Origin of the sequence: Williamsia herbipolensis (assembly GCF_000964005.1) — a bacterium.
Taxonomy (GTDB): domain Bacteria; phylum Actinomycetota; class Actinomycetes; order Mycobacteriales; family Mycobacteriaceae; genus Williamsia_A; species Williamsia_A herbipolensis.
Genome location: NZ_JXYP01000016.1, coordinates 16,486 through 36,861, shown reverse-complemented (window position 1 = coordinate 36,861; position 20,376 = coordinate 16,486). Strand labels below are relative to the sequence as shown.

General features: G+C 69.3%; 21 protein-coding genes. 6 read left to right on the top strand and 15 right to left on the bottom strand.

All coding sequences use genetic code 11. From position 1 onward, the window contains the following. Window positions 1-54: 54 nt before the first annotated feature. The 8 genes from kdpA to rsmD all read right to left on the bottom strand — a co-directional run bounded on the left by kdpA (window position 55) and on the right by rsmD (window position 6,540). Window positions 55-1,740 carry a potassium-transporting ATPase subunit KdpA gene (gene kdpA, locus TU34_RS08310; RefSeq protein WP_045822407.1) on the bottom strand — a complete coding sequence of 562 codons (1,686 nt, stop codon included), beginning with the start codon at window positions 1,738-1,740 and terminating at the stop codon, window positions 55-57. Window positions 1,741-1,745: 5 nt separating this feature from the next. After that, window positions 1,746-1,844, bottom strand: a complete 99-nt coding sequence (locus TU34_RS08305) for a potassium-transporting ATPase subunit F (RefSeq protein ID WP_045822406.1) — start codon at window positions 1,842-1,844, stop codon at window positions 1,746-1,748. Between the two features lie 289 nt (window positions 1,845-2,133). Next, complete coding sequence (gene mutM / locus TU34_RS08300; RefSeq protein ID WP_045822405.1) at window positions 2,134-3,042, bottom strand: bifunctional DNA-formamidopyrimidine glycosylase/DNA-(apurinic or apyrimidinic site) lyase; 909 nt, start codon at window positions 3,040-3,042, stop codon at window positions 2,134-2,136. A gap of 27 nt (window positions 3,043-3,069) precedes the next feature. Further along, complete coding sequence (gene rnc, locus TU34_RS08295; RefSeq protein WP_045822448.1) at window positions 3,070-3,798, bottom strand: ribonuclease III; 729 nt, start codon at window positions 3,796-3,798, stop codon at window positions 3,070-3,072. A 44-nt stretch (window positions 3,799-3,842) separates the two neighbouring features. Beyond that, window positions 3,843-4,454 (bottom strand): YceD family protein, encoded by a 612-nt coding sequence (locus TU34_RS08290; RefSeq protein WP_045822404.1) that lies wholly within the window; start codon window positions 4,452-4,454, stop codon window positions 3,843-3,845. Window positions 4,455-4,516: 62 nt separating this feature from the next. Continuing rightward, window positions 4,517-5,296, bottom strand: a complete 780-nt coding sequence (locus tag TU34_RS08285; protein WP_045822403.1) for a DivIVA domain-containing protein — start codon at window positions 5,294-5,296, stop codon at window positions 4,517-4,519. Window positions 5,297-5,420: 124 nt separating this feature from the next. Beyond that, entirely contained in the window at window positions 5,421-5,897 is a 477-nt protein-coding gene (coaD, locus tag TU34_RS08280) for a pantetheine-phosphate adenylyltransferase (protein WP_045822402.1), read from the bottom strand. A gap of 40 nt (window positions 5,898-5,937) precedes the next feature. Beyond that, complete coding sequence (gene rsmD / locus TU34_RS08275) at window positions 5,938-6,540, bottom strand: 16S rRNA (guanine(966)-N(2))-methyltransferase RsmD (RefSeq protein ID WP_275041741.1); 603 nt, start codon at window positions 6,538-6,540, stop codon at window positions 5,938-5,940. Window positions 6,541-6,733: 193 nt separating this feature from the next. Between rsmD and ectA the strand changes: the two genes are divergently transcribed. The 4 genes from ectA to TU34_RS08255 all read left to right on the top strand — a co-directional run bounded on the left by ectA (window position 6,734) and on the right by TU34_RS08255 (window position 10,068). After that, a complete protein-coding gene (ectA, locus tag TU34_RS08270; RefSeq protein ID WP_045822400.1) occupies window positions 6,734-7,252 on the top strand; it encodes a diaminobutyrate acetyltransferase in 519 nt (172 codons plus the stop codon). A gap of 161 nt (window positions 7,253-7,413) precedes the next feature. Continuing rightward, window positions 7,414-8,667, top strand: a complete 1,254-nt coding sequence (ectB, locus tag TU34_RS08265; RefSeq protein ID WP_045822399.1) for a diaminobutyrate--2-oxoglutarate transaminase — start codon at window positions 7,414-7,416, stop codon at window positions 8,665-8,667. 67 nt (window positions 8,668-8,734) lie between these two features. Then, window positions 8,735-9,130, top strand: coding sequence for an ectoine synthase (locus TU34_RS08260; protein ID WP_045822398.1), 396 nt, complete (start codon window positions 8,735-8,737; stop codon window positions 9,128-9,130). Window positions 9,131-9,147: 17 nt separating this feature from the next. Further along, entirely contained in the window at window positions 9,148-10,068 is a 921-nt protein-coding gene (locus tag TU34_RS08255) for a D-isomer specific 2-hydroxyacid dehydrogenase family protein (protein ID WP_045822397.1), read from the top strand. A 10-nt stretch (window positions 10,069-10,078) separates the two neighbouring features. Here the strand turns inward: TU34_RS08255 and TU34_RS08250 are convergent, their stop codons facing one another. Further along, window positions 10,079-10,831: an SDR family oxidoreductase gene (locus tag TU34_RS08250; RefSeq protein ID WP_045822396.1), complete on the bottom strand. Its 753-nt coding sequence runs from the start codon at window positions 10,829-10,831 to the stop codon at window positions 10,079-10,081. A gap of 95 nt (window positions 10,832-10,926) precedes the next feature. On the opposite strand from TU34_RS08250, the gene TU34_RS08245 reads away from it, so the two are divergent. After that, a complete protein-coding gene (locus tag TU34_RS08245; protein ID WP_045822447.1) occupies window positions 10,927-11,484 on the top strand; it encodes a TetR/AcrR family transcriptional regulator in 558 nt (185 codons plus the stop codon). Window positions 11,485-11,546: 62 nt separating this feature from the next. After that, complete coding sequence (locus tag TU34_RS08240; protein WP_045822446.1) at window positions 11,547-12,485, top strand: Sir2 family NAD-dependent protein deacetylase; 939 nt, start codon at window positions 11,547-11,549, stop codon at window positions 12,483-12,485. Here the strand turns inward: TU34_RS08240 and proB are convergent. From proB to ndk, 6 genes are all read right to left on the bottom strand, one after another. Next, on the bottom strand, window positions 12,441-13,553 hold the full coding sequence (proB, locus tag TU34_RS08235) for a glutamate 5-kinase (protein WP_045822395.1): 1,113 nt from the start codon (window positions 13,551-13,553) through the stop codon (window positions 12,441-12,443). The two genes, TU34_RS08240 and proB, sit on opposite strands and share 45 nt — an antisense overlap. 7 nt (window positions 13,554-13,560) lie before the next feature. Further along, window positions 13,561-15,102: a GTPase ObgE gene (gene obgE / locus TU34_RS08230; protein WP_082080029.1), complete on the bottom strand. Its 1,542-nt coding sequence runs from the start codon at window positions 15,100-15,102 to the stop codon at window positions 13,561-13,563. 156 nt (window positions 15,103-15,258) lie between these two features. Further along, on the bottom strand, window positions 15,259-15,522 hold the full coding sequence (rpmA, locus tag TU34_RS08225; protein WP_045822394.1) for a 50S ribosomal protein L27: 264 nt from the start codon (window positions 15,520-15,522) through the stop codon (window positions 15,259-15,261). A gap of 32 nt (window positions 15,523-15,554) precedes the next feature. Then, window positions 15,555-15,866 (bottom strand): 50S ribosomal protein L21, encoded by a 312-nt coding sequence (gene rplU / locus TU34_RS08220; protein ID WP_045822393.1) that lies wholly within the window; start codon window positions 15,864-15,866, stop codon window positions 15,555-15,557. 270 nt (window positions 15,867-16,136) lie between these two features. Next, entirely contained in the window at window positions 16,137-19,478 is a 3,342-nt protein-coding gene (locus TU34_RS08215; RefSeq protein ID WP_045822392.1) for a translation initiation factor IF-2 N-terminal domain-containing protein, read from the bottom strand. A 465-nt stretch (window positions 19,479-19,943) separates the two neighbouring features. Then, window positions 19,944-20,357, bottom strand: a complete 414-nt coding sequence (gene ndk / locus TU34_RS08210) for a nucleoside-diphosphate kinase (protein ID WP_045822391.1) — start codon at window positions 20,355-20,357, stop codon at window positions 19,944-19,946. Window positions 20,358-20,376 lie beyond the last annotated feature (19 nt).

Genomic DNA, 20,376 nt, shown 5'->3' with positions numbered 1-20,376 from the left:
GTGCACCCGCGGTATCTGAGGTGCTCGGTCCGGAGGGACCGGGATCGGTGATGGTCATGCGAGTGCCTCCGCGATGGGCCCCAGGGCAAGGGCGGGGAAGAAGGTGAGACCGGCCACGAGGAGCACGGTGCCGGTCACCAGGCCGCCGTAGAGCAGGCCGTGGGTGGGCAGGGTCGCCGTCGATGCGGGTTTCGGTTTCTGCTTCGCGAGCAGTCCGGCGAGGGCGAGGGTGAAGATGATGGGCAGGAACCGGCCGAACAGCATGCACACGCCGAGCGACACCTGGAACCAGTCGCTGGTCACGGTGAGGCCGCCGAACGCGCTGCCGTTGTTGTTGGCGGCCGAGGCGTAGGCGTAGAGCACCTCGGAGAATCCGTGGATCGATCCCGGGGTCCCGGGGTCGCCACTGTTGCCCTGGAAACCGGTGGTGGACGGCAGGATCGCGGTGATCGCGGTCCCGACGAGCACCAGTGCGGGCATCACGAGAATCGACAGGGCGGCCATCGTGATCTCCTGCTGGCCGATCTTCTTGCCCAGGAACTCGGGGGTACGTCCGACGAGCAGACCGCCGACGAAGACCGCGATGATGGCCAGCACGAGGATGCCGTAGAGACCGGTCCCGACCCCGCCGGGCGCCACCTCGCCGAGCAGCATGTTCCACATCACCGCGCCGCCGCTCGCCGCGGAGAAGCTGTCGTGTTGGGCGTTGACGGCACCGGTGGACGTGCCGGTGGTGGCGACGGCGTAGAGGACCGAGGCCGGGATACCGAAGCGCTGTTCCTTGCCCTCCATCATCGCGCCGGCCGCGGTGGCGGCGGCCCCGTTGGTCCGCTCCTCGAAGAACCAAGTGACGGCGAGGATCAGGGCGAACAGCGTCGCCATGACACCGAGGACGGTGTAGCCCTGCTGACGGTCGGCGACCATCGTGGCGTAGGTCCTCGTGAGGCACACCGGGATCACGAGGATCGCGATGATCTGGGCGATGTTCGTCAGCGGGGTGGGGTTCTCGAACGGGTGCGCGGAGTTCGTGGCGAGCGAGCCACCTCCGTTGGTGCCGAGTTCCTTGATGGCCTCCTGCGAGGCGAAGGGGCCGACCACGGCGTGGCCGCTGCCGCCGCCGAGTCCGGTGAAGTCGAACCCGGAATGGAACGACTGCACCACACCCTGGGCCACGAACAGGATCGCGAACAGCACGCTGAGCGGCAACAGGATTCGGACGACACCGCGCACGAGATCGACCCAGAAGTTGCCGATCTCACCGGTGGTGGTGCGGGCGATGATGCCGCGGACGAGCGCGACCGCGACCGCAAGGCCGACGGCGGCGGAGAGGAAGTTCTGCACCGCCAGGCCACCGGCCTGGGTGAGGTTCCCCATCACCACCTCGGGTGAGTACGACTGCCAGTTGGTGTTGGTGACGAACGACACCGCCGTGTTGAAGGCCATCGCGCCCGGCACCCCGGGCCGTCCCCCCGACATCGGCAGGTGACCCTGGATCCGTTGCAGCACATAGAGGAACAGGACACCGACCAGCGAGAAGCCGAGGAGGGCTGCGGCGTAGCCGACCCAGGTCTGCTGCCGACCCGCGTCCACCCGCACCACGCGGTAGAAGACGCGCTCGACGGCGAGGTCGCGGGCGCTGGTGAAGACGCGGGCCATGTAGTCGCCGAGGGGGACGTACACGAGGGCGAGGACGACGATGACGACGCCGACCTGCAGGGCGGCGGCGAGTGCGGGGTTCACGTGTGTCAGAACCTCTCCGGGAAGACCAGTGCGACGAGCAGATAGACGGCCACCACGAGCGCGGCGACCAGGAGGATGACGTTGACCGTCCCCGAGGCGGTCATCGCGACATCCGTCCCGACACGGCGCGCAGCACCAGTGCACAGGCTCCGAACAACCCGATGATGGTGAGCACGAAGACGAAGTCGGTCACGCGATCTCCTGACGAACGGCAAGGACCGGACTCGAGGTGGTCCGATCTACGAGCCCGATCGTGACCCATCCGGATCCCCGGTTCCGCCGTCGTTAACGGACTCCCGACGCCGCGACCTGGCGCCTTTACGGGATCCCTACGGCGAGCGGCGGTGCCTCTACGCTATAGTTCGGTTCGCTAAGTTCTTCTCCGCGCCGATGTCAGGCGCCGCGCGGACGCACCTGACACTTCGGGCAGCTGAACGAGCTGCGGTTCATGAACTGTTCGCGACGCATGATGCGTCCGCATCGGCGGCACGGTTGCCCCTCGCGCCCATAGGCGTTCAGCGATCGCTCGAAGTACCCCGACTGGCCGTTGACGTTGACGTAGAGGGAGTCGAACGACGTCCCGCCCGAGGCCAGCGCCTGCTCCATCACCTCGGTCGCCGCGGCGAGGAGGTCGTTCAACTTGCGCGGTCCGATCTCGTCGGTCGGCCGCGCGCCGTGGATCCTGGCGCGCCACAACGCCTCGTCGGCGTAGATGTTGCCGATGCCGCTCACGACGGTCTGGTCGAGCAGTGCCCGCTTGATCTCGGTGTGTCGGGTGCGCCATGTCGCGACCACGGATCGCGGGTCGAAGGCGGGATCGAACGGGTCGGGTCCGATGTGCGCGATCGTCGAGGGGATCCCGACCCCGGTGTCGGTGTCGGTGTGCGCGTCGAGGAACCATCCGCCGAACGTCCGCTGATCGACGAAGCGCAGTTCCATGCCGTCGCCGAGGGCCGCCCGCACCCGCAGGTGTGTGGGGTCCGGGGTCGCGGGGTCGCAGACCAGCATCTGACCGCTCATCCCGAGATGGATGACGAGGGCCACATCAGGGGCGGCCTCGGTCAGCGGGTCGACCGCGGACGACGAGGACGCCGACGTGTCGATGTCGAGCCAGAGATACTTGCCGCGGCGGCGGGCCGCGACGATGCGCGTGCCGGCGAGAACACCTGCGAGGTCCTCGGCGCCGGGGAGATGACGACGTACCGCGCGAGGGTGGTGCACGGTGACCGACTCGATCGTCCGGCCGACGGCGTGGGCGTCGAGCCCGCGCCGCACCACCTCGACCTCGGGGAGCTCAGGCACCGCACACCCGCGGGATGAGCGCGCCGGTCACGAGGTGGGGCCGGCCTTCGACTCCGAGATCACCTGCCATGCCGTGGCGGCCGCCTTCTGCTCGGCTTCTTTCTTCGTGCGGCCCGCACCGACACCCATGGACGCACCGGCGACGACCGCGGTGGCGGTGAACTCCTTGGAGTGATCGGGTCCGGTGGAGGTGATCACGTACTGCGGGACGCCCAGGCCGCGCTCGGCGGTCAGCTCCTGCAGCGAGGTCTTCCAGTCCAGTCCGGCGCCGAGCACGGCGGCCCGATCGAGGGAGGGCGCGAACAGGGCACCGACGACGCGCTGCGCCGTCGCGAAGCCGTGGTCGAGGTAGACCGCGCCCAGGATCGACTCGGTGCCGTCGGCGAGGATGCTCGCCTTGTCGCGACCGCCCGTGAGCTCCTCACCGCGGCCGAGCAGGATGTGGCGACCGAGGCCGCCGCGTCCCAGCCCGCGCGCGATGTCGGCGAGTGCGTACATGTTGACGACGCTGGCGCGGATCTTCGCGAGTTCGCCCTCGGGACGGTCGGGATAGGTGAGATACAGCGTCTCGGTCACGACCACACCGAGCACCGAGTCGCCCAGGAACTCGAGGCGCTCGTTGGTGGGCAGTCCACCGTTCTCGTAGGCGTACGAGCGGTGGGTCAGCGCGAGCGTCAGGAGCCCGCGCGAGATGTCGACACCGAGCGCCTCGAGCAGGTCGGTCGGATCGTCGACGAGATCGGGCAGCCCCGGCAGCGACGCGGCGCCAGCGGGATCGGAGGCCTTCGGCGACACCGTGCTCACCCGGTGGGGCCGGCCGCGTCGCGGGCCGGTCCGGGTGCATCCGCAGACGCCGGGTCCGCGAACTTCTCGCGCAACGCCGCCCACTTCGGGTCGATGAACTCGTGTCCGTGTTCGGGATCTGCGGTGTCGAGTCGCACGCCGCACTCCACACACAGGCCGCCGCAGTCCTCGCGACACAGCGGCGTCATCGGCAGATCGAGACCGACCGCGTCGATGACCGCCTGCTCGAGGTCGACCCTGTCGTCGACGATGCGGTGCACGTCGTCGGCGTCGGTCGTCTGCTCGGTGACGCTGTCGGGGTGGGCGAACAGCTCGGTGAGGAAGACGTTCACCGTGCCGCTCACCGGATCGAGGCAGCGCGCGCACTGCCCCTCGGTCTCGCCGCTGACCGTGCCGGTCACCAGCACTCCCTCGTTGACCGACTCGAGCCGGAGGTCGAGATCGATCTCGCTGTCGGCGGGGATGGCGATGAGGTCGAGACCCAGGCTGTGGTCACAGGTGACCGTGCGATGGATCTGGGTCATCGTGCCGGGACGACGTCCCAGGGAACGGATGTCGAGAACGAACGGGGTGACCGCGGAACTCGATCGAAGACGCTGATCGGACACGGGAGTAGACGATACGCCGCGAGGGCCACCGTCTCCCACCTCGCCCGAGGTGGGAGACGAGGTCAGACCGCGACGCCGGTCGGGTAGTCGTCCCGCACGGCGCGGGGATGCTCGCTGTAGTCGTGCACGCCGGCCCCGGTGCGGAGCTGCTGACGGCCGCGGTTCACCGAGCGCATCGTGGAGGTGAGGACCTCCTCGAAGTCGGCGAGTTTGTTGTCGACGTAGACGTCGCACTCGCCGCGCAGGCGGTCGGACTCGGCGTGAGCAGCGTCGATGATGCGGTCGGCCTCGCTCTTCGCGGCCGCGACGACCTCGGTCTCCGACACCAGTCGCTGCTGCTCGGCGATGCCGTCGGCGACCGACTTCTCGTAGCTCGCGTTGCCGGACTCGATCATCCGGGCGGCCTCGGCGCGGGCCCGGCCGGTCACGGCCTCGAACTCGCGGGCGGCACCGGCCGCGGTCCGCTGCGCCTCGGCGGTGGCGTCGGTGACCAGCTCGGTGGCGTGGGCCGAGGCCTCGCCCACCATCCGGTCGGCCTGCGACTTCGCCTCGGACAGGATGCGGTCTGCCTCGGCCCGCGCGTGGGCGACCATCGAGTCCGACTGCGACGTCGCCTCGGAGACAGCGGTGTCGGCGTGTGCACGCGCGTCACCGATGAGCTTGTCGCGCTGGTCGAGCACGTCCTGCGCGTCGTCGAGTTCAGCGGGGATGGAGTCCTTGACATCGTCGAGGAGTTCGAGCACATCGCCACGGGGGACGACGCATCCGGCGGTCATCGGGACCCCGCGCGCCTCCTCGACGATGGCGCCCAGTTCGTCCAGAGCTTCGAATACCCGATACACAGCTACCTCGTTTCTCGGCCGGGACGAGCCCGACTCGAGTGGTTGGTGTTGTTCCTGTGACTATTGTGCCCATTGGTACGACGAATCCCGGTCAGGCGAGCCTCGGTGTGTCGGCGCGTCGGCACTACTGCGCGAGCTTGGCGCCGAGCGCGGCGAACACCGGCGGCGGGAGGAACGTCTCGACGTCGCCGCCGAGTCGCGCGACCTCCTTCACCAGCGAACTCGACACGTGCGCCCATCGGGGCTCGGTGAGCATGAAGTAGGTCTCCACGTCGGCCAGGTCGCGGTTCATGGTGGCCATCGGCATCTCGTATTCGAAGTCGACCGCTCCCCGCAATCCCTTCACCACCGTGGTCAGCTCGTGGGTGCGGAGGTAGTCCACGAGGAGTCCCTGCCAACGGTCGACGCGGACGTTCGGCAGGTGCGATGTGCACTCGGTGATCAGCGCAACCCGCTCGTCGATGTCGAACAGACCCGATTTCGACGGGTTGACCGTCACCAGCACGACCAGCTCCGAGAATCGCGGGGCGCAGCGCTCGATGACGAACAGGTGACCGCGGGTGAGCGGATCGAACGATCCCGGACAGACGGCTCCAGCCATACCGGTCAAGCTAGCAGTCGCCCGCCGGTGCCCGTGGTCGTCATTCCTGCTCCGGGTCGGCCACCTCGCCCAGGTCGACACGGGTCTCGCCGTACCGTCGCGAACGCTCGGGGGTGAAGGCCGACGGCCACGTGATCTGCGGCGTCCGGGCCGAACGCTCCACCACGACGAGCGCGCCCGGCGCACACCAGTCGTGGTCGGCGAGCGCCTGCAGGTGTCCCTCGACGACCTCGGTGTCGACGTCGTAGGGCGGGTCACAGAACACGATGTCGAAACGGTCGTCGGCCGCGGCGGAGACCACCGTCTCGACGCGTCGCCGCCGCACGTCGAGCGACGCGGCCGTGAATCCGCACCGCGCGGCGTTGCCGGCGATGGTCGACGCCGCTTTCGCATCGGACTCGACGAACACCGCCCGCACCGCCCCCCGCGAGAGCGACTCGAGCCCGAGAGCGCCGGACCCCGCGTAGAGGTCGAGGACTCGGGCCCCATCGAGGTCGACGCGGGCGTCGAGCATCGCGAACACCGACTCGCGAACGCGATCCGATGTGGGTCGGGTGCCGGCGGGCGGCGCCGTGATCGGGCGTCCCCGCGCCGACCCCGCGATGATCCTCATGCCCGTGATTGTCCTACCCGGTGGTCGCACCCAGGGCGCCGACGTCCCCGCGACGTGGCGACGGCCGTTCGGGCATGACACGACCCCGTCGCACCGACGTGGCACGCCACTTCGTGACGGGTATCACAAAGAGGGTCTGTACTGGCGCTTAGAGGCGCTTTCACCAGCAAATATCCGGTTCTGGGTGACATCGGTGTGACCCGTTGTTAACTTCAGAGATGCCATGACCCCCATACAGACGAGTGCCACCCTGACCACTACACCCGAGGTCTCCTTCCGGGAGCCCGATGTCGCCGATGGCGTTCGTCTCTGGGAAATCGCCCGTGACTCCGAGGTCCTCGACCTCAACAGCAGCTACGCCTACGTGCTGTGGTGCCAGGATTATGCGCGCACGAGCATCGTGGCCGAGGTCGACGGAACCGTCGTCGGCTTCGTGACCGGCTACGTGCGTCCGCAGGCCCCCGACACCGTGATGGTGTGGCAGGTCGCGGTCGACGCCGACCAGCGTGGTCTCGGTCTCGCCGGACGGATGTTGTCAGCGCTCATGGACCGAGTGGAGACCGACTCCATCACTCGGATGCAGACCACGATCAGCCCGGACAACGAGGCGTCGCAGAAGCTGTTCACCTCGTTCGCCGAGCGTCGGGACATGACGATCAGCCGTCGCGACTATTTCGCGCCCGAGGACTTCCCGGACTCCCATGAGCCCGAGGACCTCTACACCATCGCGCCGCGCGCCTAGACCCCGTTTCGCGTGCCGGATGTACAGACGACGGTCCGGGCGCGCTTTCCAGTGCGAGCGGACGACGACGTTCGCCGCGTACCCGGGTACAGCCGTGTCGCCCGGCGCGCGCATCTCGCCGCAGCCGTGACCACTCACCATCTGGAGATCTGAGGACGACCATGACCTTCTCATCCGACATATTCGCAACGCGGGAGTCCGAGGTCCGCAGCTACAGCCGCGGCTGGCCCGCCGTCTTCGAGAAGGCGTCGGGCTCGTGGCTCACCGACCGCGAGGGCGTGCGCTACCTCGACTTCTTCGCCGGCGCCGGCGCGCTGAACTACGGGCACAACCACCCGGTGCTCAAAGAGGCACTGCTGGAGTACATGTCCGGCGACGGCATCACCCACGGTCTGGACATGTCGACCGTCGCGAAGGGCGAGTTCCTGCAGACCTTCCAGGACACGATCCTGATGCCGCGCAACCTCGACTACAAGGTCATGTTCCCGGGCCCCACGGGCACCAACACCGTCGAGGCCGCCCTCAAGCTGGCCCGTAAGGTGACAGGCCGCGAGGCGATCATCAACTTCACCAACGCCTTCCACGGCATGACGCTGGGCGCGCTGTCGGTGACCGGCAACGCGTTCAAGCGCGCCGGGGCGGGCGTGCCGCTGGTGCACACCACCCCGATGCCCTACGACGACTACTTCGACGGCGACATGAAGGACTTCCGCTGGTTCGAGCAGGTCCTCGGCGACTCGGGCAGCGGCTTCAACAAGCCCGCCGGTGTCATCGTGGAGACCGTCCAGGGTGAGGGCGGCGTCAACGTCGCCCGCGCCGAGTGGCTGCGTGGACTGGCCGATCTGTGCAAGCGCCACGAGATCCTGCTCATCGTCGACGACGTCCAGATGGGTTGTGGCCGTACCGGTCCGTTCTTCTCGTTTGAGATCGCCGGTATCACCCCCGACATCGTCACCCTGTCGAAGTCGATCGGCGGCTACGGCCTGCCGATGGCCCTGACCCTGTTCAAGCGCGATCTCGACGTGTGGAGCCCCGCCGAGCACAACGGCACCTTCCGCGGGAACAACCCGTCGTTCGTCACCGCGAAGGCCGCCATCGACCACTTCTGGTCCGACGACACCTTCGAGAAGGCGACCATCGCCAAGGGCAACCGGATCCACGAGGCCTTCACCGAGCTGTCGGAGAAGTACGACGGCGTCAGCACCCGGGGTCGCGGCATGGCCCAGGGCCTCGTGTTCGAGGTCGCCGAGAACGCCGGCAAGGTGTGCTCGCTCGCCTTCGACGAGCACCTGCTGACCGAGACCGCCGGGCCGTCGGATCAGGTCGTGAAACTGCTTCCGCCGCTGACGATCTCCGACGACGAGCTCGAGCAGGGACTCGACATCCTCGCGCGGGCGACCGCCAAGGTCGTCTGAGCACTCGGAGAACACACGCATGTCCCCGGCCCGACCGGGCCGGACCGCAACGGGAAGGAACGCGTCCATGATCGTCCGCACCACCACAGAGATCACCGACACCGACCGCGACATCGTCGCCGAGAACGGCAACTGGCGTTCCAAGCGGATCATCCTCGGTGGCGACAAGGTCGGTTTCTCGTTGCACGAGACCGTCATCAAGGCCGGTACCGTGAACGAGTTCCACTACGCGAACCACGTCGAGGCCGTGTGGCTCATCTCCGGTGAGGGCACGCTGCTCGACCGTGAGACCGGCCAGGAGTACCCGCTGGGGCCCGACACCATGTACCTGCTGAACGGCCACGAGCGCCACACCGTCACCGCGACCACCGAGCTGCGCATGTACTGCGTGTTCAACCCGCCGGTGGTCGGCAACGAGACCCACGACGAGAACGGTGTCTACCCGCTCGTCACCGTCGACTGACCCCTTATCGTCATGGGATGACAAGCGAGACAACCCCGGTCGCCCTGGCGCCGGGACACGACGAGCACCTCACCGCCGCGATCGAATCCGCGGGTGGGGTGCTCGCCTCGTTGGCCGATGCGCAGGTCCTGGTGTGGGCGGGAGGTGTCGACGACTTCCCCACCGACCTTCCCGACGCCGTCGAATGGGTGGCACTCAAACTCGCCGGAATCGAGGAGTTCATGGCGGCGGGACTCATCGACGACCGTCGTACATGGACCAATGCGTCGGGCTTCTACGCCGAGAACGTCGCCGAGCACGCCCTGGCGCTGCTGCTCGCCGGGTTGCGTCAGATCCCCGCGGCCGTGACGTCGCGCTGGGACAAGCAGGTCATCGACACCACCATCCGCTCGCTGCACGGCTCCACCGTGGCGATCATCGGCGCGGGCGGCATCGCGCGATCGCTGATCCCCCGACTCGTGGCGTGCGGCGCCGACGTCATCGCCGTCAACCGATCCGGTCGTCGGGTCGACGGAGCCCGCGAGACCCTGCCCGCCGACCGCGTCGACGAGGTGTGGCCGCGCTGCGACCATGTCGTGCTCGCCGCGCCGTCGACCGCCGAGACCCGTCACCTCATCGATGCCTCGGTTCTCGCCGCGCTCCCCGACCACGCCTGGATCGTCAACGTCGCTCGCGGCACCCTCGTCGATCAGTCCGCCCTGCTGCGGGCGGTCCGTGCGGGCGAGATCGCCGGTGCGGCCCTCGATGTCACCGACCCCGAGCCCCCGGGTCCCGACGACCCCCTCTTCGACGAGCCCCGGATCATCGTCACCCCGCATGTCGCCAACCCCGCCTCGGGACTCACACGGACACTGGCGCCGTGGGTCGCCGAGAACCTCCGACGCTTCCGGGCCGGCGAGGAACTCCTCTCGACCATCTCCCCCGACAGCACCTACTGATCGACGGCGATCAGCCCTGTCGGGTGGGCCGGATCGTGATGTCACCCACCTCCACGTCATCGGGCTGCTCGATGGCGAACGCGATCGCCCGAGCGACCGCGTCGGGGGCCATCCCCAGTTCGGCCACGGCGTCGGTGAGCGCCGACGCGGCGCCACGGTCGGTCCATGACTCTGCGATGCGATCGGAGAACTCGGTGCGTACCATCCCCGGCGAGATCGACGTCGTCCGGAGCGCACCGTCGGTGCACTCCTGGCGCAGTCCCTCCAGCAGTGTGCGAACCGCGTTCTTCGTACCCGCGTAGACCGCCTGCGTCGGCGTGATCGTCAGTCCCGATGTCGACAGCGTGGTCACGAGGTGACCATGGCCCTGAGCCCGGAACACCGGTAGTGCGGCAGCGATCCCGTTCAGCACCCCGCGGACGTTGACGTCGATCATCGCCGACCATCCGTCGACGTCGAGATCGCCGACCGGGCCCAGCCTCGCCACACCGGCGTTGTTCACCAGGACGTCGAGACGGCCGAAACGCGTCACCGCCGTGTCGACCAACCGCTCCAGATCAGCGCGTCGGGTCACATCGACGGTGCACACCTCCGCACGACCACCACGGTCGACGATGTCGGCGGCCACCTGATCGAGGCGGTCGGACCGGCGGGCACCGAGCACCACCGCCGCACCGCGCGCAGCGAGCAGCCGGGCGGTCGCCTCCCCGATGCCACTGCTCGCACCCGTGATCGCCACGACCTTGTCGACCATTTCGGTCATCACACCACCTCCGGCTAATGTGGACACATGTCCGCTTACTCCCCAACCGTAGCGGACACGTGTCCGCTTGAGCAAAGGCCCGTGCGGTGGGTGCGGTGAGCCGTCCGGGGCGCAGGGCCGATGCCGTCGAGAACCGCGCACGTATCGTCGCCGCCGCACGGGCTGTGATCGCGACGTCGGGCGAGGTGAAACTCAACGCGATCGCCAAACAGGCCGATGTCGGCCAGGGCACCCTGTACCGCCACTTCCCCACGCGCGAGGACCTTCTCGTCGAGGTCTACCGCGGTGACGTCGACGAGTTGGTCGCCGCCGCCCCGGACCTGCTCGACCGATACCCGCCGATCGAGGCGCTGTCGCACTGGTTCGATCGCGTGGCGCAGTACGCCAGGATCAAACGGGGGGTCTTCGCCGCGGTCGAGGCAGGGGTGTGGCAGCAGTTGTCCGCACACAGCATCGGGCCGATCGGCGACGCGGTGACAACGCTGCTCGCGGCCGGTCAGGCCGACGGCACGATCCGGGACGACGTCGACGCACGCGACGTGATCCTGTTGATCGGATACCTGACCCGCCTCTCCGATGACGAATGGGACTCGCGCGCAAGGCACCTGCTCGGCGTGGTCCTCGACGGCCTCCGCGCAACCGGCGAGGTGTAGCGGACGACCGTCCGGTTCGACCCGGGACTCGGTGCGCGCGCCGATCGCTACTCTGGATGGTGATGCGGACGCGTAGCCAGGTCGCCTGGACTCCGGGAGAACCCACCGAGATCGACCTCGACCTCGATGGCGCGGTCGCGCGGCTGTCGGCCCTCGTCGCGGGCCGACACACGGTGATCCTGTCCGGGGCGGGCATGTCCACCGACTCCGGGATCCCCGATTACCGCAGTCCCGATGCCGCGCCGCGCACCCCGATGACCATCGACGCGTTCCTGGCGTCGCGGGAGTTCCGCACCCACTACTGGGCGCGCAACCATCTCGGGTGGCGTCACATGGACGCCGCGACACCCAACCGTGCTCACCACGCCATCACCGATCTGCAGCGGCTCGGGCTCGTGTCCGGGGTGATCACCCAGAACGTCGACATGCTGCACACCAAGGCGGGCAACCACCCCGTGCTCGAACTGCACGGGTGCTACGGCCGCGTCTGCTGCATCGACTGCGGGTGGCAGGTCTCGCGACATCGCCTCGCGAGCATGCTCGAACCCCTCAACGCCGATTTCACCGCGCGCATCCGCAGCCGCGGCGCGATCGAGGTCGCCCCCGACGCCGACGTCGCCGTCGGCGACACCGACGACTTCGTGATGATCGACTGTCCCGCGTGCGGCGGTCCGCTGAAACCGGCCATCGTCTACTTCGGGGAGAGTGTTCCCGCCGACGTCGTCGACCGGGCGTACGCGATGGTCGACGCCGCCGACACCCTGCTCGTCCTCGGGTCGTCGTTGACGGTCATGTCCGGCCTGCGGTTCGTCAAACACGCCAAACGACAGGGCAAGTCGGTCGCCATCGTCAACCGTGGCCACACCCGGGGCGACAGCCTCGCCGACCTCACCATCGACCATCGCTGCGCCGAGGTCCTCACCGCGCTCGTCGAGCGGATCGGCGCGGGCGTCGCTTCACACCCCGACGAGGTCGTCGGCGTGCACCACCGGTCGCCGTAGGCCCGGAGGCAGGTCGCCGGTCGACTTCCCCACCATCTCCCCGACCTCGTCGACGTCGTAGGCGATGACGCCGCGCGCGCGGATCGCTCCCCCGCTGTCGACGACGTCGACGACGTCGCCGGCCGAGAACCGCCCGTGCGCATCGAGGACGCCGGCCGGCAGCAACGACTTGCGGCGCGAGATGGCCACCGCGGCACCGTCGTCGACGACGATGCGTCCCCGGGTCTCGGCGGCGTGCCGCACCCAGAACCGGCGCGCCGACATGCGGGTGGGACGCGCGGCGAACGCGGTCCCGACGGTGGCGTCTCCCAGTGCCGCCCCGGCGTCGGCGGCCGCGGCGAGCAACACCGGTACCCCGGCGTCGGCGGCCAGGCGCGCCGCCGACAGCTTCGAGGCCATGCCGCCGGTACCGAGCGCGCCACCCGAGCCCGCGATGACCCCGTCGAGGTCGGCGGGTCCGGCGACCTCGGGGATCAACCGCGCGTCCCCCTTGCGGGGGTCGCCGTCGTAGAGGCCGTCGACGTCGGACAGCAGGAAGAGGGCGTCGGCGCCGGCGAGGTGGGCGACGAGCGCGGCCAGTCGGTCGTTGTCGCCGAAGCGGATCTCGTCGGTGGCCACGGTGTCGTTCTCGTTGACCACGGCCACCGCGCCGAGGGACCGCAGACGGTCCAGTGTCCGTTGGGCGTTCGCGTGTTGGGCCCGCATGGAGATGTCGTGCGCGGTCAGCAGGACCTGACCGACCGTCCGTCCGTGGCGGGCGAACGACGTGCCCCAGGCGTGGGCGAGCGCGAGCTGCCCGACGCTGGCCGCGGCCTGTTTGGTCGCGAGATCTGTCGGTCGGCGCTTGAGACCCAGTGGCGCGATGCCCGCACCGATGGCGCCCGACGACACGACGATGACGTCACTGCCCGCGGCCATCCTCGCCTCGAGGGCGTCGGCCAGCCGGTCGAGGCGGTCGAGATCGAGACCGCTGTCGATGTCGGTGAGAGCCGACGAACCGATCTTGACCACGACGCTGCGCGCCGAGGCGATCTCGGCGCGGACCGTCGGATTCTCGGAGGTGCTCACCGGACCCTCAGTCGTCGCTCTGCGCGGATTCCGACGTCGTGGCGGGGGCGACGGCGCCGGGGTCGACGGTGTCATCGGACCCGATCGACACCCACCCCGCGCCGATGTCGTCGGCGTGATGACGCCTGGCCTTGCGTGCGACCTTGCGGTCGGCGGCGCCGATGCGGTCGGGACGGTCGAGACGGATGTCGGTGCCGCGTCCCTGGATGGGGACGTCCTCACCGCTGGGCACCTGGGGCTCCCAGTCGAACGTGACGGCACCGATGGTGACCGGGGCACCCGGTTGGGCGCCTCGCTTCACCAACTCGGCCTCGACACCGAGCCGGTTCAACCGGTCGGCGAGGTAGCCGACGGCCTCGTCGTTGTCGAAGGCGGTCTGCTTGATCCATCGTTCGGGGCGCGTACCGCGGACGATGAAGCCACCGGGCTGGTTCGGGTCGGCGATCACGCTGAAGCCCGCCTCGTCGACAGCCTTCGGGCGCACGACCGCGCGACGCGGCACCGGCGGCGGGTTCTCCGTGCGGTGCCGGCGTACGAGGTCGGCGAGCGCATAGGTCAACTCGTTCAGTCCGGTCCGGCTCACCGCGGAGATCGCGTAGACCGGCCAACCGCGCTCCTCCAGCTCGGGACGGACCAGGTCGGCCAGGTCGGCGGCGTCGGGGACGTCGATCTTGTTGAGGATCACCGCGCGGGGGCGGGTCGCGAGATCCTCCAGCCCGTGATCGGAGCTCAGCGCGGGGGTGTACGCGGCGAGTTCGGCCTCGAGGGCGTCGATGTCCGACAGCGGGTCGCGACCCGGTTCGAGGGTCGCGCAGTCCACGACGTGCGCCAGCACGGCGCACCGCTCGAGGTGGCGGAGGAACTCGAGGCCGAGGCCCTTGCCTGCCGACGCGCCGGGAATGAGTCCGGGGACGTCGGCGATGGTGAACACCTCCGCGCCCGCGGTGACGACACCGAGGTTGGGGGCGAGGGTGGTGAACGGGTAGTCGGCGATCTTCGGCTTCGCGGCCGAGAGCACCGACACCAACGACGACTTGCCCGCCGACGGGAAGCCGACGAGCCCGACGTCGGCGACCGACTTCAGTTCCAGGACGAGTTCGTTGATCTCGCCCTCCTCGCCCAGCAGCGCGAAGCCGGGTGCGCGGCGCGCACGGGAGGCGAGGGCGGCGTTGCCGAGTCCTCCGCGTCCACCGGCGGCCGCGGCGAAGGTGGTGCCGGCACCGACGAGGTCGGCGAGGATCGTGCCGTCACCGTCGAGGACCACGGTGCCGTCGGGGACGGGCAACACGAGGTCGTCGCCGTGGGCGCCGTCCCGGTTCGATCCGGCGCCGGGACGCCCGTTGCCCGCCTTCGCATGCGGGCGGAAGTGGAAGTCGAGAAGGGTGTGCACCTGGGGATCGACGACGAGGGTCACGTTGCCGCCGTTTCCGCCGTTACCGCCGTCGGGACCACCGAGGGGCTTGAACTTCTCGCGATGCACCGACGAGCAGCCGTGACCGCCGTTGCCCGCCGTTGCGTGGATGGTCACGCGATCGACGAATCTCGACATGTGCGGGCCTTTCTCGGTGCTCAGGGTGTTCGGTCCGCCGGGTCGGCGGGGGTGGAGAAGAAGGATGCAAACGCCACGAGGGGCGGGCCGGGTTCACGATCACCCTGGCCCGCCCCTCGTGGAGCGTGAAGCGTTGTCCGGTCAGAACGCCGCGCGTCAGGCCTGCGCGGCGGCCGGGACGATGTTGATGGTCTTGCGACCACGCTTGGCGCCGAACTCCACCGCACCCGCCGAGACGGCGAACAGGGTGTCGTCGCCGCCACGGCCGACGTTCACGCCGGGGTGGAAGTGGGTGCCGCGCTGACGGACGAGGATCTCGCCTGCGCTGACCTGCTGGCCGCCGAAACGCTTCACGCCGAGGCGCTGGGCATTGGAGTCACGACCGTTGCGCGAGCTGGACGCGCCTTTCTTGTGTGCCATGTCTGTGGATCCCTTCTAGCAGTCGCGTCGCGTTACTTGATACCGGTGACCTTGAGGACCGTCAGCTTCTGACGATGCCCCTGGCGCTTGTGGTAGCCGGTCTTGTTCTTGAACTTGTGGATCCGGATCTTGGGGCCCTTGACGTGCTCGACGACCTCGCCGGTCACCGAGGCCTTGGCGAGCGCGGCGGCGTCGGTGGTCAGCGTCGAACCGTCCACCACGAGGGTGACCGGGAGCGAGACCGTCGCGCCGACGGCGCCGTCGATCTTCTCGACCTTCACGAGGTCGCCTTCAGCGACCTTGTACTGCTTACCGCCGGTCTTGACGATCGCGTACGTTGCCATCGAAGCACTACCTCTTACTGTCTGTTGTCCGGGCGCCCGCGGTTGCGCGGGCGCTGTTGGCGTCTGTCTGTCGTGCGGGTGTCACGGTCGCACCGCGTGGGATCCGACGATGCCTTCGGTGAGCTCGGTCGCCGTCTGTCGTGGAACGTTCTCCGCGCAGGGGCGTCACGCTGGTTTCGGACACAGCGTCACCATGCTCGCCCTGAGGCGACCGTCCAAGGTTACGGGAGCGCCGTCGGCCGGGTCAAACCGCGACCCGCCCACCCCGCGTCACTCCTCGACCGGCGGTCCCGCGGGGCGACCGGCGGCTCGTCGCCGCGGGCGGGTTCGCACCGCCACGGTCGGTTCCTCCGAGGTCGCGGCGGTGATCGTCGTGACCGGGGTGGTCGTGGTGACCGTCGCGGCCAGGGTCTCCGCGGTCCCGGCGACGGCCTCGCCGCCGCCGGTGGGTGCCGCAGCGGGACGACGGGCAGCCCGACGGCGCCGCTTGGGCGCCGCGGTCTCGGGTGCGTCGGTCTCGGGCGCTGCGGTCTCCGGTGCTGCGGCGTCGGGTGCGATCTCGACGTCGTCGGCGACCTCCGGGGAGGCGTCGACCTCCGCGGGTCCGGTCACCTCCACGACGGCGACCTCGGCGTCGGTCGCCGTCTCGACGACCACCTCGACCTCGGTGGCCGGGCCACTCGTGTCGGCCGCGGTGTCCGTTGCCGGACTCTCGTGGCCCGCGGTCTCGTGGCCCGAGTCGTCGGCGGGCTCGTCGCCGTGGGAGGCCATGGCCCGGAACATCGGGTGTTCGGAGGGATTGTGCGCGGGCTTCGACTCGGTCGACGCCTCCGACTTGCGCTTGCCGCCACGACGGGACCGCTTCGACCCCTCCTGACGGGGCGCCTCGTCCCCCGACTGCACCTCCACCGGATCGGCGTGCACCACGATGCCACGACCGTTACAGCAGGTGCAGGTCGACGAGAACGCCTCCAGCAGACCGGTTCCCAGTCGCTTACGGGTCATCTGGACCAGACCCAGCGACGTCACCTCGGACACCTGGTGCCGGGTGCGGTCACGGGAGAGTGCCTCGGTCAGTCGACGCAACACCAGGTCGCGATTCGACTCGAGCACCATGTCGATGAAGTCGACGATGATCATGCCGCCGATGTCGCGCAGACGCATCTGCCGCACGATCTCCTCGGCGGCCTCGAGGTTGTTGCGGGTGACCGTCTCCTCGAGGTTGCCGCCCGACCCGGTGAACTTGCCGGTGTTGACGTCGACCACGGTCATGGCCTCGGTGTGCTCGATGATCAGCGTGCCGCCCGAGGGCAGCCACACCTTGCGCTCGAGGGCCTTGGCGAGCTGCTCGTCGATGCGGTGCACCACGAACGCGTCCGGCGCGTCGGCGTGGGCCTTCTCGAAGCGTTCGAGCCGTTCCATGAGGTCGGGTGCCACCGCCTCGACGTACCCGTGCACCTGATCCCAGGCCGAGTTGCCGTCGACGATGAGGCTCGTGAAGTCCTCGTTGAACAGGTCGCGCACGACCTTGACGAGGAGATCGGGCTCCTCGTAGAGCGCCTGCGGTGCCGACCCCTTCGAGCCGTTCTTTCCGCCCTTGCCCCCGTTGCCCCCGCCGGCCTCGGCGGTGACCTTCTCGATCTGCGCCCACTGGTTCTTGAGGCGATCGATGTCTGCGGCGAGTTCCTCGGCGCTGACACCCTCCGACGCGGTGCGGATGATGACACCCGCATCCGAGGGGATGAGCTTCGACAGGATCGACTTCAGCCGCTTGCGTTCGGTGTCGGGCAGCTTGCGGCTGATCCCGGTCGACGAACCACCGGGCACGTACACGAGGTAGCGGCCGGCGAGGGAGATCTGCGTGGTCAGACGCGCTCCCTTGTGGCCCACGGGGTCCTTGCTGACCTGCACGACGACCGGGTCGCCGGGCTTGAGCGCCTGCTCGATCTTGCGGCTGCCGCCGTCGAGACCGGCGGCGTCCCAGTTGACCTCGCCCGCGTAGAGCACGCCGTTGCGGCCGCGGCCGATGTCGACGAACGCGGCCTCCATGCCGGGGAGCACGTTCTGGACGCGGCCCAGGAAGATGTTGCCGACCATCGACGACGAGGTCGAGGTGGTCACGAAGTGTTCGACGAGCACGCCGTCCTCGAGGACCGCCACTTGCGTGTAGTCCTCGGCGGCGGTGGTCTCACCGGTGTCGTCGTTGAGCCGGGTGTTGGCCGAACGCTCGCGCACCACCATCACGCGGTCGACCGCTTCGCGCCGGGCGAGGAACTCGCTCTCGGTGAGGATCGGCGGCCGCCGACGACCGGCGTCGCGGCCGTCGCGGCGACGCTGACGCTTCGCCTCGAGTCGGGTCGACCCGGAGATGCCCTGTACCTCGTCACGGTCGCGGCTGCGTGACTTGTTGCGCGGCTCCCGCTCGTGGACGACGGTGTTCGGCGGATCGTCGTCGGTCGGCGCGTCGGGGCTGTCCCCGTCGCCGGCTCCGCCCTTACGACGACGACGGCGGCGCCGACGACGGGTGCCCGACCCCGAGTCGTCGTCGGAGTCGTCCCCGTCGCTGTCGGAGTCGTCGTCCGAGTTCGACGGCGAGCTGTCCGAGCTCTCGTTCTCGGGAGCGTTCGTGGTGTCGCCACCCGCACTCTTGCCACCCGATCGACGGGCGTTGCGCGACCGTCCCGATCCGCGGGGTCCGGTGGCCTCTGTGGCGTCGTCGTCGGCGGCATCGCCGGTGTCGTCGCCGTTCGCATCGCCCTCGTCCGTACGTCCGGACGTCGAGTCGTCGGACCCGCTCGTCGCGTCGCCGTTCTCGGCGTCCCTGTTCCGGTCGGCCCTGTTCCGGTCGGCCGTGTTCTGATCATCCTTGGACTCGTCGTCCCCGGACTGATCGTCACTGTTCTGTTCGTCGCCACTCTGGTCACCGCGACCGCGACCGCGACCGCGGCGTCCACGACGCCGACGACGGTTGGCACCGCCCTCGCCGTCGTTGTCGGAGCGGTCGTCGGATCCGTTCGGGTCGCCGGCGGTGGTATCGGCCTCGGCATCGGTCGAGGAGGTCACGGCCTCGGTTGCAGGGGTCTCGCGCGGTGAGGTGTCGGCGCCGACCTTCTCGGACGGATCGTCGGTGGCCTGGGCGGCCGGACGCTCGGCGCGACGCGCCCGAGCGGGACGCTCCGGGGCCTGCGGCTGCAGGAACAGCGGGGTCTGCGCCGCCTCGGACGTGGGCTCGGTCGCCGGGGCGTCGGCGGACGGCGCTGCCGGCTCCGCGGTCGCGGCTGCGGAGAACAGCGAGGGGGTCTGCTCGAAGGCCGAGGGCGCGGCCTTCTCGGTAGCGGGGGCGTCGACGGTCGGCGTGTCGCCGTCCGTCGACTCGGCGACGGATTCGGCGTCGGGCGCTGCCGCCCGGTCGCGCACCTGCACCGCCGCGCTGCGGTCGATGCTGGACTGCGGGCTGCGTGCCGCGACGCCGAGTTCGGCGAGGAAGGCGAGCACCTCGCGGCTGGTGATCCCGAGGATCCTGGCCAGTGCGTGCACTCTCATCTTGTGCGGGAACTCCTGCGCCGAGGTCGATTCACTGCTCTGATCCTCGGGCGCGCCATTGTCGGCCACGTGCTCTCCTAACCCCCGGGCGCATCGTCGTGACGCGGCCTCGCGAGGGTGTGCTCTGTGTATCGGACCGCGGACGGTCCGAATTCTCTATGGTCTCGCGTCGCAGGACGTCGGTTGTGCCGTGTCGCTGCCACGCCTTGGCGGTGATGGCCATCCCGGTGTCCGTACGGTCCACACCGCGATGCGTCGTTGTGATCGACGCCGTCGCGTTGTTGTGATCAACGCCTGTAGCGGGGACCGAGGAATCGGCTGGTCATCGTGTCGTCACCGAACTGTGTCGAGGACAACTCCACGAGTATCCCACACCAGCACGCCGCGGCCCCGCAGCGGATCGCGCAACCGAGCCATCGCGACCAGCGGACACACCGTTCGAGAGGCGCCGCACCGACCCGGGACATGAGTCGGCCCGCCGGGTCTGCGTGGCGGTGCTCGCAGGGCGGCGGGCCGAGGGGACGGTCGGTCAGATCAGGACAGGCCGGGGAACCAGAGGGCGATCTCGCGTTCGGCGGACTCGGGCGAATCCGATCCGTGCACCAGGTTGTTCTGGGTCTCGAGGGCGAAGTCGCCACGGATCGTGCCGGGAACGGCCTTCTCCACCGGATCGGTGCCACCGGCGAGCTGCCGGAAGGCCGCGATGGCACGAGGACCCTCCACCACCGCGGCCACGAGGGGCCCCGAGGTGATGAACTCGAGCAGCGACGGGAAGAAGGGCTTCTCCGCATGTTCTGCGTAGTGGCCCCGCGCCACCTCGTCGCTGACGGTGGTGAGCTGCAAGGCGACCAGCGACAGGCCCTTGCGTTCGATTCTGCTGATGATCTCGCCGACCACTGCCCGGGCTACGCCGTCGGGCTTGATCAGGACCAGTGTCCGTTCAGTCACGCTCGACAGCGTAGCGAGG

Excerpts from the sequence above, each read along its gene's own strand:
- TU34_RS08305 (WP_045822406.1), bottom strand. The coding sequence starts at position 1,844 with ATGACCGCCTCGGGGACGGTCAACGTCATCCTCCTGGTCGCCGCGCTC.
- coaD (WP_045822402.1), bottom strand. The coding sequence starts at position 5,897 with ATGGCTGGAGCCGTCTGTCCGGGATCGTTCGATCCGCTCACCCGCGGT.
- ectA (WP_045822400.1), top strand. The coding sequence starts at position 6,734 with ATGACCCCCATACAGACGAGTGCCACCCTGACCACTACACCCGAGGTC.
- ectB (WP_045822399.1), top strand. The coding sequence starts at position 7,414 with ATGACCTTCTCATCCGACATATTCGCAACGCGGGAGTCCGAGGTCCGC.
- TU34_RS08260 (WP_045822398.1), top strand. The coding sequence starts at position 8,735 with ATGATCGTCCGCACCACCACAGAGATCACCGACACCGACCGCGACATC.
- TU34_RS08255 (WP_045822397.1), top strand. The coding sequence starts at position 9,148 with ATGACAAGCGAGACAACCCCGGTCGCCCTGGCGCCGGGACACGACGAG.
- TU34_RS08250 (WP_045822396.1), bottom strand. The coding sequence starts at position 10,831 with ATGACCGAAATGGTCGACAAGGTCGTGGCGATCACGGGTGCGAGCAGT.
- TU34_RS08240 (WP_045822446.1), top strand. The coding sequence starts at position 11,547 with ATGCGGACGCGTAGCCAGGTCGCCTGGACTCCGGGAGAACCCACCGAG.
- obgE (WP_082080029.1), bottom strand. The coding sequence starts at position 15,102 with ATGTCGAGATTCGTCGATCGCGTGACCATCCACGCAACGGCGGGCAAC.
- rpmA (WP_045822394.1), bottom strand. The coding sequence starts at position 15,522 with ATGGCACACAAGAAAGGCGCGTCCAGCTCGCGCAACGGTCGTGACTCC.
- rplU (WP_045822393.1), bottom strand. The coding sequence starts at position 15,866 with ATGGCAACGTACGCGATCGTCAAGACCGGCGGTAAGCAGTACAAGGTC.